General features: G+C 59.4%; 9 protein-coding genes. 3 read left to right on the top strand and 6 right to left on the bottom strand.

Translation table 11 applies throughout. From position 1 onward, the window contains the following. Positions 1-2 precede the first annotated feature (2 nt). The 6 genes from C453_RS00575 to C453_RS00550 are packed head-to-tail and all read right to left on the bottom strand — an operon-like array spanning position 3 to position 6,370. Positions 3-3,200: a putative baseplate assembly protein gene (locus C453_RS00575; protein ID WP_008322020.1), complete on the bottom strand. Its 3,198-nt coding sequence runs from the start codon at positions 3,198-3,200 to the stop codon at positions 3-5. Then, on the bottom strand, positions 3,197-3,595 hold the full coding sequence (locus C453_RS00570; protein WP_007542080.1) for a GPW/gp25 family protein: 399 nt from the start codon (positions 3,593-3,595) through the stop codon (positions 3,197-3,199). Before C453_RS00570 ends, C453_RS00575 begins: the two co-directional genes overlap by 4 nt. Positions 3,596-3,601: 6 nt before the next feature. After that, entirely contained in the window at positions 3,602-3,895 is a 294-nt protein-coding gene (locus C453_RS00565) for a PAAR domain-containing protein (RefSeq protein ID WP_007542082.1), read from the bottom strand. A 35-nt stretch (positions 3,896-3,930) separates the two neighbouring features. Continuing rightward, positions 3,931-4,674 (bottom strand): phage baseplate assembly protein V, encoded by a 744-nt coding sequence (locus tag C453_RS00560; protein ID WP_007542088.1) that lies wholly within the window; start codon positions 4,672-4,674, stop codon positions 3,931-3,933. Further along, positions 4,671-5,699: a phage late control D family protein gene (locus tag C453_RS00555; RefSeq protein WP_008322019.1), complete on the bottom strand. Its 1,029-nt coding sequence runs from the start codon at positions 5,697-5,699 to the stop codon at positions 4,671-4,673. The genes C453_RS00560 and C453_RS00555 overlap by 4 nt, the downstream gene beginning before the upstream one ends. A gap of 2 nt (positions 5,700-5,701) precedes the next feature. Then, positions 5,702-6,370 (bottom strand): CIS tube protein, encoded by a 669-nt coding sequence (locus tag C453_RS00550; RefSeq protein WP_007542092.1) that lies wholly within the window; start codon positions 6,368-6,370, stop codon positions 5,702-5,704. A 4,123-nt stretch (positions 6,371-10,493) separates the two neighbouring features. Between C453_RS00550 and C453_RS19735 the strand changes: the two genes are divergently transcribed. The 3 genes from C453_RS19735 (at position 10,494) to C453_RS20100 (ending at position 11,822) form a co-directional block, all read left to right on the top strand. Then, the gene (locus tag C453_RS19735) at positions 10,494-10,709 is read left to right on the top strand and encodes a hypothetical protein (protein ID WP_152417954.1); all 216 of its coding nucleotides are present in this window, start codon (positions 10,494-10,496) and stop codon (positions 10,707-10,709) included. A 570-nt stretch (positions 10,710-11,279) separates the two neighbouring features. Next, entirely contained in the window at positions 11,280-11,462 is a 183-nt protein-coding gene (locus tag C453_RS00540; protein ID WP_008322015.1) for a hypothetical protein, read from the top strand. Between the two features lie 183 nt (positions 11,463-11,645). Then, positions 11,646-11,822, top strand: coding sequence for a hypothetical protein (locus tag C453_RS20100; RefSeq protein ID WP_160163376.1), 177 nt, complete (start codon positions 11,646-11,648; stop codon positions 11,820-11,822). Positions 11,823-12,842: the final 1,020 nt, after the last annotated feature.

Below are 12,842 nucleotides of genomic sequence, written 5' to 3'. Positions count from 1 at the left end.
CGTTAGTACTCCGTGTCCATGGTGATTTTGAGGTCGTGTTGACCACTACAGACGAGCGTGTTCTGCGGCAGAATCTCGTCTGTCGTTCGTCCGGTGAGCGCTCGACGCTCACCGTTGAGTTCGACGTACGTCGTCGCTTCGAGTGTCTCTTCGACTTCGTCGAGTCGGTCAAGGCGCTGAACGAGCGTGTCCGAATCGGGGAGTTCGCCGAACGACCAGCCTGCTCCGTCCTTCCCCGTGAGTGGGTGGAGATACTCGTCGAGTTCTCGGCGAATCGTCTGTTTGAGCAGCGACACGCTCTTGACGTTCGGCGCGTGGACGGTCGCTTGCACCGATATCTCCGCGTATCCCGGCCCTCGAACGACGATGTCCGTGTCGTCGGACTCGACGACTGTCGCGGGTGCACAGTCCGTCAGCACGTCTCTAACCTCGTGTTTCAACGCCATCGACGGAACCGGCTTGTCGCGTTCGGTCTCGGGGACGATTATCACGGCCACCCGTGTTTCGTCTCCGTTCGACGTGGTTTCGCACTTCACGGTCGAGAGCTCTCTGAACTCCGAGAGAGCGACCTGTTCGTAATCCGACGGCGTGACGGCTCTCCCGCGGTGTTTGATTCGATTCGCCGACCGCGACACGAGAGCGTCCATCGACTCGACGTCAGCCCCTCCGTCGCCGGACTCGGGATTCGATACGTCGTCGACGAGCGAAATCGAGCTCTTCAGGTCGGAGACCGTCCCGGCATCGACGTTCCCGTCGCTTCCACCGCCGGTGGTGTACGTCGCCCGGACGTTGTCCTGTCCGTTCGGTGGGATTGCTCCTTTTTCTCCGTCACCGAACGTGATGCTCCCGGTAGTCTTGTTGGCGACGTAGTGGCGGTCTGTCGGCCCCGAATCGAGAAAGTCCTCGACGCCCGTCCATCGCACCCAGAACTCAGCGAGGTCGCCCCGGTCGTCGAAGACTCGCTCGACGTCGTCGGGTCGTTCTTCGAGTAACGTCCGTTGCTCTCCTGCAGACAACGTCGCACTCTCGTCGACCCACAACTCGATGGTAATCATCGGGGCGTGAGCGCATCTGAACGACTGGTCGTGAGAGCCGTCTGACGACCCGAGAATCTCGTCTTCGATGGTGCGCTTGTTGTACGCCCATCGCGTGTTGGGGTACAGGCCCTCCAAGAGCGGTGGTGTCGTCGTTCGACTCGACCGGTCGGCGACACGCTGGGCAGTCGCGGACCCGTTTGCGTGGTGGGTCGCGTCGGGACGCTCGAACTCGTCTTGTGTCGTCCGAACTCGAATCCAGTGCCGTGTCCGTCCGAACAGGTCGAACGCTGTCGTCTCTTCCGGGAAGGTGAGCGTGACGATACCGCGCTCGGTGAAGCCACCAGTTCGGTCCCGAACGTCGAGTTCGGTCCACGAGAACTCTGTTGGGCTCGTGCAGTACTCCCACTCCATTCCCGGGTCGAACGACTGTGGATACGTCGTGTCGTCGATGGGGACGAAAAGCGTCAGTGGCCCATCGTGCAAGGTGTCGTCGAATCCGAGATACACCGTTTGGCCGTCGTCGGGGAGGTCTTGGAAGGGCGCGTACGCCTCGATGTGTTCCGTGAGGTCATCGCTGTACGAGGCGTTGTTGTGTCTGAACACCGTGTCGAACGATTGCTCTCGGTGTTCGTAGTGAATCGAGATGTCACCGAACACCGGTGGGTCTGGTTCGCTTTGGAACCCGTCGAAGGCGTCGTTGTCCGGAATCGAAATCGACGGCTGTCCGTAGTTCCCACTGACGAGTCGCGCGCGAATCCAGACGTTTTCGTGTCCTGAGACGGTCGTCGGGTCGATGTCGTCTGGGATTTGGAACGAGACCGTCCCCGCATGGTGGAACGTGTCTGTCTCGTCTTCGACGGCGTCGAGTTGGGACCAGCCGTCGCCGTTCCAGTACTCCCACGACAGCCGTGGGTCGCCTCCGATAACTCCGATATCGGCACCGCGTCCAGACGCGGTAGTCGTTTCGTCGGCCGCATCCTCCTCGTCTGCGTCGTCGTCGCCATCCGCGTTTTCATCCGCTTCCGGCGGGTAAAATTCGAGGGTGACAGTCCCGCCGGAGTTGGTGAACGCCTCTTCGCACGCGACGTAGAACGAGGTCGGTGGTTGTGGTAGTTGCCCGAGTGGCTTGACGTCGCCGTCGTCGGTCGAAAGCGGGATGTCGTTCGACAGCAGGAGGTCTGGCTCTAATCCGTTTACGTCGTCGGTGCTCCCCACGTGAATCGACAGGTCCCGAATCGACGTCGAAAACAGTTCGGGACTGGTGTCAGTGAGTCGGCACCGAAGCCAGCGACTCTCGACCCCGTTCACCGACCGCTCGACGATGGCACCGGGTATCTGGAAGGTGGCTTCGTACGTCGACCCATCGCTCGCGGCACCTCCTGATTCGGACTGGACACCGGCGAGCGAATCCTGTTCCGACCCGCGACCACGAAGTTGCTCTCTGACCGCTTCGATGCCACTGTCGGGCGTGAGCGTGTTGGACCCCGTTCGTGGTGGGACGAGTGGGTGCCATCCTTCCTCTCCAGATTCGTCTTCACCGTAGTACTCCCACACGACGGCGTCTGCGAACGCGTCGGCATCGGTATCAGTCTGTGCAGTAATCGAGAGCGTCGACCCCGGTTTGAGGTTCAACGCGTTCTCGTTTGCGACGTAGAGGTGGTGTTGTTGGAGACTGTCGCCGACGAACAGTTCGACCGGGTCGTCCGAGTCGAGCACGTCTGAGTGGTCGACGAGAGCGTCTGCTGTGGGGTCGACGGCGATAACGTCGGTCAGGGATGCTCCCGTCGCTTCGAACCCTTTGTCACGCGGAATCTCGAACAACTGGGAGGTGTCGCCTGCTCTGGCGACCGCTTGGGTCCCACCGGGAATGACGACGTTCCGGTCGAGGTCACTGGGCACGTGAAACGTAAGCGGAACCCGGGACGCTTTCGGGGGCCGTCGGTCGAAGCCGAACGCGTCGAGGAACGCGATGCGATGCTTCTGGGGGACGCTGTTGAGGCGGTTTCGGACGTCGGCTTCGAACGTCGAGAAGATTCGAAGGACTGTTTGGCCGGTGTCCGGCGTCCGAGGGTCCCAGCTATCGGTGTAGACGTCGGCTCGTTCGACCAGTTCGTCGAATAGCTCGTCTTCCTCTCTGTCGTCTATCGTCGGCGGCGTCTTCATCCATCACCCTCCGTGATGTGGAAGGGGTAGACCATGTTCGCGAGTGCGTTCGTGGTTCGAACGCGGTAGTCGATGGCGATGAGTATCTTGTTCGGGTCGTCCTCGTCGGTGTACGCTTCGACGTCTTCGATGTCGATTCTGGGCTCCCAGCGGACGAGTGCTTCTCTGACACTCGTCTCGATGACGTTCAGTGTGGCTGGTGTCGCGGCCGAGTAGACGTGGTCGTGGATGTCGCACCCGAACTCGGGACGCATGATGCGCTCGCCTTTCGCAGTTCCGAGGATGATACGAATCGACTCCCGAATGTCCTCGTCAGTCTCCGAGAGTTCGATGTCTCCCCGGTGGTCGGGTCGAACTGGGTAGGCCCAGCCTTTGCCGAGAAAGTCTTCAGACATGTCCAGTCAGCCGATGAGGACGGTCGTGTCGCCACTGATGATGGTGTTCGGCGGCCCGCTCTCGATGACTTTGTCGCCCATCCGCACGGCGGGCATCCCGTTGATGAGGACGCTCGTGCTTCCCTTGGCGACGACGCCGCCGACGTGCGGAACGGTTCCCGTGACGAGCGGACAGACGTGCATGTCCATTCCGGCGCGCCACGCTGGCTTTCCTCCGATGAGGACGTTCGGACTCCCTGTACCGCCGCTGAGTGGTTTCCCGTGAGCGGTCGAATCGCCGAGTCTGGCTGCTGGTTTCATTGGTTGAGTCGTTGTGATTGTGTGGCAGTGTGTCGTCAGTTCAACTGGATGAGGGCGCCCTTGATTTGAAGCGGACCAGTCGCGTTGACACTCATGAGGCCGTTACTCTTGATATCTAACTTCGCCTTGCTGGAGAGCTTCATCTGGCCCTTGCTTGCGACGTTGACGCCCTTGTTCCCCGAAATCTTGACGCTCTTTTTACCTTTTATCTTTATATTTTGCGCCGACAGTTCTATCTCCTTCTTGGCGTCGAGTTTCACCGACCCGCTTCCCGAGTCGATGGAGAGACTGTTGTCGTTTTTCTCGTCGCGCACGACGATTGTCTCGGAGTCGCCCGAATCGTCTATCACGATTTCGTTTCCGGCACTCGTCTGAATCGTGATACTCCCTTTTTTCGCGTCGTCGAACGCGATTTTGTGGTCGCTCCGGGACCGGATTTCACGGGTGTTGTTCTTCCCGTCGCTGTTCTTCTGCGGGGGTTTCTGCTTCCCGTTCCAGAGTGACCCGATGACGAACGGTTTGTGGATGTCACCGTTTTCGAACGCGACGAGGACTTCGTCTTCGACTTCGGGGAGGAAGTACGTCCCGTACTTTTTGCCCGCCATCTCCGTCGCGATGCGCGCCCAGTAACTCTCGTCGTCGGCGTCTCGCCACGGGAACTGGAGTTTGACTCGCCCGAGGTCTTTCGGGTCTTGGTTGTCGGTGACGATGCCGACCGCGACGCCGCTGATACCATCGTTTCCGGACTGTTCGGACCCGAACAAGTCTGGGTGCGTCATCCTGCCACCTCCGTCGCCTCGAACGTGGTTCGATAGCCACTCGCCCCCATTCGGTGGGTCGCGTTCGTGATGTGGTATTTCCCCGAGAACCGCTTTCCGAGTTCTTCGAGTTTCACTGTAACCCCGGCTCGAAGAGCGGGAATGCCGTCGGTCTCACCGTGAGCCCGAACGATTCCGTCTGAGAACTTCCCGAGTTTCGTCTTGGCTATGTGTTTGGCTTCGTCGCGTGACATGGCTGGTATTCTGAATACTTCTTTGTGTTTGGCGCTTCGGCTGCCCGCAGTCGCTTTGATTTCTTCCTTTTTGTGGATGTCCCACGACCGAACTTCTACTTGATGGCTCTGTCGCTGCTCGGTAATTTCACCGAAGAAGTCGTGGAGGTCTTCACCGTACCACAACTCGGCGACCGGCTTTTTGTCGTTCGGCTGTGACGACCGCGGGATGAACTTCACCGTGTCGCGTTCCGCGTAGAACTCGAATCCGTAGGCTGACGCGAGTTGTTCGACGAACTTGTAGTCGCTACGGTCGTCCTGGATGAGCTTCTCTCGTTTGATGTTCGCTTTCTTGACCTTGGTCGTCGAAAACGAGTACGACGACAGCACGTCCTTGACGGCGTCACCAATCGTGGTCTTCTCCCACGAATCCGAGTTCGTCCCTTGCATCATCTCCCAGAGCAGTCCGTATCCAGAAATCTGGACCGACGGCCCTCTGTCGGTCGTGAATTCGGTGTTGATGGAGTGAATCTTCCCGGTCAACAGGTCTGTGAGTTGTCCGTCGTCGCCGTACCCCATCGCAATTTCGACGTCGGTTCCGATACTGAACAAGTCCCAATCGAGTCCAGCAAACTGGTCTCGCTCCTCGTCGAAGGGGTAGTTCAACGTGAACGAAAACCGGTCGGCCCCGTCGAACGTGGTTTCGACGACGAGGTCTGCAATCCGACCGCCTGGTTCTTGGAACTTCTTACTCCCGACTTGCACCTTGAATCGCGGCGAATAGGCCGGGTGGTTGTTGATGGGCGGTGCCATGCTTACAGTGGTGGGAGTTCGAGTTTCTCCCCTGCTCGGATGTCTCGGGGATTATCGAGGTTGTTGTGCTCGGCGATGGTCCGCCAGTGCGCCGGGTCGCTGTACTCCTCGGACGCGATGAGCCAGAGCGTGTCGCCCTCGTTCACCGTCCACACCTTCGTCTTGTCGGTCGATTCCGGGGAGACCTCGGACTTGTGGTAGTCCGCCGTTTTGAACTCCTGAAAGACGATAGAGACGCGGGCGCGGACTGGCACACCGCTGGGGAGGAACTTCGTAAACTGCTTGTTCGCGCTGTGGACGAGCGCCGTGAAGTCGATACCTTTGCCCCAGACGAAACGGCACACTGGGGGTGCGTGAAGCTCACCGTCTACCGAGAGCAGCAAGTCGATGTACTTCGTGTACTGCTCTCGGACGTCGACTTTGTCGACCGATTTGGCGTTGTCGACTTCGTCTGTCGTGTCGAAGAACAGTTCCATCGACAGTCGTTCGGCGTTTCCGTCGACGAACTGCTGGACGGATGCACCCGACCCCGTCGCCTTCAACTCCCCGTAGTTGACGCTCTTTTCGAGCGTGTAGGAGTTTGGATTGAACTTGCAGTCGATAGTCGTGTTCTCGTGGTTCCCGTTTAGGATGATAATCTGTGCTTTCTCGAGTTTCCCTGATGCACTCATTTAGAATCCTCTCCGTTGTCGTTCCATGCGATGTTTGCGTTCGAGTTTCCGATACAGAACGTCGACTAGTCGGTCGACGTCGGCGTTGAGTTGCATCGACTGTTCACCCAGTTGAACGTCGAGGTCGTCGATGCGACCCTGTGCACGCTGCGAGTGGTTGTCTTCGGAGGGCTGCCTGTGGTCGCCCGTCGGTGATAGGGTGGAGCCGGTATCTGGGTTCTGTAAACGTCTCGTCTCGAATGGAGAACCGCCTGTCGAATCACCGACACGGGACGCGGAGTGTTGTTGCTGGCGGGGGGACTGGTTCGAACCAGTCCCTCGTCGTCCGTGGCTGGATACCGACCCAGTGTCGAATCCGTCTCGATGGGCAGGTGGATTTGCCGAGCCAGATTGGTGTTGAGCGAATTGTGTGTGACCACCCATCGACGCGCCAGCCTGTGAGGCGTGTTGCATACCGCTGGCTACGTTGTCGTCGGTAGCAGACCGACTGTCCTGTCGATAGACGAGCGAGGGCTTGGTCTGTGATTCCAGCATAGTGTTCCGCGTGACGCCACTGGCTCCTTCGCGCTGTCCTTCTTTTGTGGTGTCATATTCAATATTCTTATTCCGATATTTGATTCTTTCGACAAATGATGTGGTGCCCCGGAATGAAGTGTCCCCATGGCGGACGCCAACGTCCATCGACGGACTGACACCGGCCGAATCGACAGCAGTCGATTCAGACTCATCAGTCGGGATATCACCAGCCGAGTTAGATACTGGCTGTACGCGTGCGTTGGCCACCGAACTACTCTCACCTCCTGACTCGGTACTCGCCGTCGTTGAGAGGACGGTACGAGCCCGATTGGCTCGGGTGAACGGCTGTTCCGACGAGGAATCGCTCGCAGCGGTCGCACCCAATTCGGTTCTCTTAGTGCCTCTGCTCGAACGCTGGTTCGTCGGCTGGAACACTGCTCCACCCGCACTCGCCACCGACTGTTGGTCAACAGTTCCACCTTCGCTGTTGGCCTCGACAGGCGACGCGTCCCCTGTCTGTTGGGTCATCTGCTCTCCCGTAGCGACTCTCGATGAGAGTCTGGCAGTCGTCCCTATCTGCGTGTGACCTGAGGTGGGTGCCGAAACACTTGGCGACGAGTGTTCTGTCGAGAATGACACTCTCTGCGAAGCTCGGGGGGGTACGCTTTGACTCTGTGAGGAACGAGAGGTCGCGCTCTGCGAATCTCGGGGAGCCACACTCTGTGATACCGGCGATGCCACACTCTGGGCTTGGAAACTTCCGCTCTCGCGTTCGGAAATACCTCCAATTCCAGTTTCAGTCAGGCCCGACTTGCGCCCCGTCGGCGACGTGTTTGGTCCACGAACGATTGGCTCGTTTTCGGCCGCTCCACGGGATGCTGACGCCCCCAGTTTACGAACGACTCGTTGCGGACGCCCTCCTGCAACGTCAGATGAACCTGTCACACGAGACGGGTCTGCACTGCCTCGTTCCTGTTGGACAGCGGCGATTCGCCGGTCTACACTGTCGATTCGTTGCTGCCCGCTCGTGGTTCCCGAAGTCGATGGTGTGGCTCCGCGGTTCGGTGCACTCGTTTTCTGCCCTCCGGTGGTTCGTCGAACTGTCGTGCTCCCCGCGTCCCGACTTCGGGTGTCCGAGTAGCCATCTGGCGACTGTTCCGCCCCGGTCGTTCCGAACTGGGTCGTCTCCGCAACCCACCCGAGTGCCGGTGTACTAATTGCAGTTGGCCGATGTCGCTGTACCACTGCTGTCTCGAATCTGCCGCTTTGGGACGCTCGTCTCCGAAGCGTTGTCTCACTCGTTGGCGACGACCAGTCGGTTGCCTCTCGGCTGTCTTCCTGGCTTTGCTCTCCCGATTGAGTTGCCGCCGCAGACGCGACACGTGTCTGGGTAGTGTCCCGAAGCGCTCCCGACTGCCCAGCTTCGACTTCGCCCGTGTACTGTCTCGCAGCCCCTTCGACCGAACGGCTCTGGCTCGTGTACTGACTGGCGTCATCGCCATCGACACTGGCTGGGACCGAACTAGGCGTCTTTCGCCGCCCCGGATTCGGAGCTGTACGCTGGCTTACGTTCGATGTCCTACGTTGCACCGGCCCCCGACGCTCACCTAGTGCCGCCGCTGTATCGTCGGTCGATGGCGCGCTTGTAACCTCGCCCGATAGCGTGCTCGTATTACTCCCCTCACGCGAGTCATCGCGCCAGTCATTCGTATCGAGTCCCGTACGTTGATGGATTTCGCTACTTCCTCGTGACCGTATTCTGGGTGCGTCACGACTCAGCGTGTCTGAGTAGCGTTCACCATGTGTTGGTGCTGTGGTCGGCGTTTGCTCAGGTTGGCTGTCGTGGCCAGCAGAACCAGCATCGACACCTTCGGAGTGTGTCGGCGTACGCGACTCCCCGAATGCGACAACGAGGTCCGGACGTGCTGTTTCCGAATCGGCTGGCTTTTGTTCCACAGACTGGCCCGTGACTTGGGTGGGTAGTGTCGCGAATGTATTCGTTGCCCCGGATGTCGGTACCCCAGCGTCACGTTGTAGAGTTACGTCTCGACGTTGTGGGTGAGTCGATGGTTGTCTGGCGGATGGACCGGTCGAAGGTGCTTGACTCCCACGCTGACCGAATCGATGCGCACGTGCGAGCACAGTTTGTGCAATCGACGACAGACCGACTGCCCCCGACGTTCTCTGTGCAATCGACGGGCGTTCAACACCCCCAGCCATTCCTGTGTTACTGTGAGGGCTGGTAGACTCCGTCTCGATGTACTGCGTAGTCATCTCGCCCGTGCGAGACTGCGGTCGATGACCAACGTTGGAGGGGTGCTTCCGGTGCGGTCGTTCGGCTGGTGTCTCTCGGTGGGTGTCGCGTCCCGAGGATGAAGATGAACGTGAGGATACGGGCTCTCTTCTCTGCAATCGGTCTCCAGTCACGCTCTGTCGTCCGTGGTCAACCGACGATTCGGTCAGGTTAGACGGAGACTGACCAGCCGGTTGCTGTCGGCTACGTGGCATCCGAGATACGGATTCGGATTCAGTTGGAGTAGACGACCACGTATCCGCCGCCGACACCACGTCGTCGACTGAATCGCCAGCGGAGTTCGGTGAGGAAGATTGCTGTGCTCCTCGTGGGAATGCCTGCTGTACACGCTGTGTCGCCGACGCGTTCTGCAACCGACTCAGGCGTGTGCCGTCCCCAGTGGAGTTCCTCGGGGTGTCTCCCGTGAGGTGGGTTTCACTGTCTCCAGTTGCTCTCGTTTGGGTCCCGAGATTCGATACGCTCGACGTTCGGAGTCCAGACCCGACCGTCGGTAAGTCGACGGTTCGCGAGCCAGTTCGTACTGACTGCGTGCCTCGTTGGCTACGAACGATTGTCGGTGGTTGGCCTTCGGTTGCACTCCGTGTACTCTGTTCTCGGAGACGGTCTTCGACAGTGGCACGGGACGCCGACGGTCGACCGTGCTGCCCCTCGGCGACTGACGACCGGGAGGTTGTCAGCGTCGACCTCGTTCCTTGATGGGCGCTCACATCACCATCAACGTCACCACCACCATCGCTACCACTATCACTATCACCATTACCACCACTATCGAAGGCTTGGCCACCCGCTTTCGAGGGTTGACTATGGGCATCGAAGGAGGGGACTGGGCTAGAAGCAGCGCGTTGTCCGAACCCCCACGACCCGGTGGTGGACACCTGGTTGCTGAGGGTCGTTGTACCCTTCTTCGCTGCTGGAAGCCCTGACCGATGCCGCGTCGCTTCCATGGCGGTCGAGTGGGTATCCGATTCGATTACACTGGACCGAGTTGCTGGTGAGTTTTTGTTCAGCGCTGCTCGGGTCACTGGCGACTGCTCACCCGGGCTGTCGCGATTCCTGTCCGACGTGTTGCTGTATTCCACGTCACCCAGTGAGTTGTTTGGCTGGGCACGCCCGGTTGGAACAGTTGTGACTGACGATTGAGTCGGCAGGCGGTGTACTGTTAGTCGAGCTATCGTGTCGGGTGCAGTTGACTGGCGCTGGACGGTGGAACGTTGTGCTGTTGGGTGTGGACCGTCTCGACCAGTCGGTCTTGGTTGCTGTCTGTCGAAGCTGTCACTCGATACTGGTGTGTCTGTGGCTGTCGACAGCGTGTTCGCGGTTGTTGAGGTGTCTGTCGATGATGTAGACGTCCACTCGGCTGTTGGTACGGTGGGATTAGAGCCACCCACTGGAACGTTGGAGTTCGTCTGGGGAGGCTGCTTAGACACCGGAGACGCGCTTCTGGTTTGGCTCTTCGGGAGGTCCGTGGCATTCGTCTCGGGAGAACCGGACACCGACCACGACGACTGAGATGGCCTTTCGTTCGTATCTACCGATTGTAAGTTCGTATCGAGTGCCCTCGTCAGCGTTCGTCGTGGTCCCTGTGTCGGTGTACCCGTAGAGGACTCTCGATTCGGTGCTGCCGACTTACCCGTCCGGGAATGCAGGTCTGTGACAGTGACTGCAGTGGTCGATTCTGCAAATGCTGAATCGTTAGCGACTGGGTTATCAGCAGTTGGGTGACGGTGAGTTCCCGTAGCCAGCGCTGTCGTCTGTGGGTGATTCCGATTCGTTTCAATGGATGCTGAGCTGCGGTCCTGTATCGTCGGGTCTGTGAGCCTGCTTTCTGTGCGACTGGAGCTTGCAGAAGTGGTCTCAGTGAACTGAGAACGTGCTTCCGAAGCCGGCACGGAAGATGAGTCTACTGCGGGTGTGGACCTCGGGTTTGCGGCAGCGAACACATGCCTCCGCGAACCCGTCACCGACTCAGCGCTAACTTGCTGCACTGCCGCTTCTGGATTATCTATCGTCTGCTGTGCGACTGAAACGTCGAGAACCGTTGTTGGTGCTCTCTCCAACGAGGGTCGGGTTGAGTCCGTTATGGTTCTCGTCGCCGTTGGTTGCGTCGAACCAGTTGTAGTCGTCGCCGAGTCGTTCGTATTCGACACCACATCAATGGGCGTCGTCGCCGAGTCGTTCGTATTCGACACCACATCGGTTGGCATCCTCGACGAGTCAGATGGAGTCGGCACCGAACTCCCTGGGTACCGAACCGGTGCCTGACTCGTCTCCGTTCGAATTCGACTGCTTGCCTGACCAGCTCTCTCGTGGTCAGAAGCGACCGACTTCGTAGTAGTGTGCTGTTGGTGAGTCGAAACGTCCAGTACCGTCGTCGGTGCGACCTCCAGCGATGGTCGGCTCGGAGTGTTATCTCCCGTACCTTGGATTGGTTGGGAGGGGTTTGTCGTGCTTCGCGAGGTGCCCGTCGCCCTCAGTGGGCTCTGTGGGCTGCTTGTCCCCGTCGCAGCCTCGTTCCTCGCTGCCGCTGAGGTGCTTGCGGCTGGGTTGCTTGTGGTTGAATTGCTTGTGGCTGTGTCACTCGCGGTCGTCCCTGACCAGTTCGAATTCGCCTCCGCATTCTGACCTGTTCGAATTCGCCTGTAATTAGTCGTGGGCGGTGCCGACTCGCCCGAGAGATTGGTCTGTTCGCGATTGGGGGAGGTCCGACTTGGACTAGCTGGACGATGTGCAACCTCCCTGTTCGAAGAGTGCTCGGATGTTCGCATCGTCGCCTGTGTTAGTGCTCTACTATCGGGTCCTGGAATCGTGGACGCTGTCACGCGGAGCGAAGCACTCGATGCCACGGGCTCGTGCATCCTGGACCGTGAGTCCCTCGATATCGAGTCTGACCTCGGCTGACGCTCTCTTGCGGTCGATGCCTGTATTGGCGATTCTGGCTGTTGAGTTGTTGATGTCGTGTGCCGTGTTCGGAGTGACGGGGATTCCCCAGTCGAACTCTGCATGGTTGCTGAGCTGGGGGTCACGTCGTCAGTCGCCGGGCCTGCCGGTTCGGATGTTGGTCGCGACGCCGCAGGCTGGGAGGCAGATTCCTGATGACTGTCTGGCGAACGCAGTCTCGACGCGGTTGAAGAGTCGACTTCTTGAGGCCGGTCTGTGGAACCCTTGACTCCACCCGAAGCCCACTGTGACTGGCCGGAATCGCTCCGCTGGTCTGTGGACAAGAAAGTTTGCCCTGCGTCATGTTCAGACGGGGAGTCAGAGAGTGAAGTCGGCCCTTCCGTGGTTGGTTGCTGCCGGGCGTCGCCCCCGACGACACGGCGATTGTCCGAAGTGGTGGGTGGTTGGTCGGTCCGGTCGACAAGGACCGTTCGTGTTCCCGAAGCTCGGCGCGTCACGCGACGAAGTTGCTGCTGAGACGCTCGAATGGTACGATTGGTTCGCTCCGTCTGTCGTCGAGTGACGGTCTCACGGCCGTTCTCCTGTCTGTCGCTAGCAGTGGTTGTAAGGCCGGAAGACGCGGTAACTGGAGGAATCTCTCGGGACTTACTTTCTGAGTTACCCGTCGTATCGACTCCCGTCGTCGCTTCGCTGACCCTCCCAAGAGTGCTTCGAGACGTGTGGTTTGGACTCTCGCTCTCTGCA

Source organism: Haloferax elongans ATCC BAA-1513 (genome assembly GCF_000336755.1).
In the GTDB taxonomy this organism is placed as follows: domain Archaea; phylum Halobacteriota; class Halobacteria; order Halobacteriales; family Haloferacaceae; genus Haloferax; species Haloferax elongans.
Note: the sequence above shows the minus strand (reverse complement) of the source record. Positions and strands in the feature narration are given on the sequence as shown.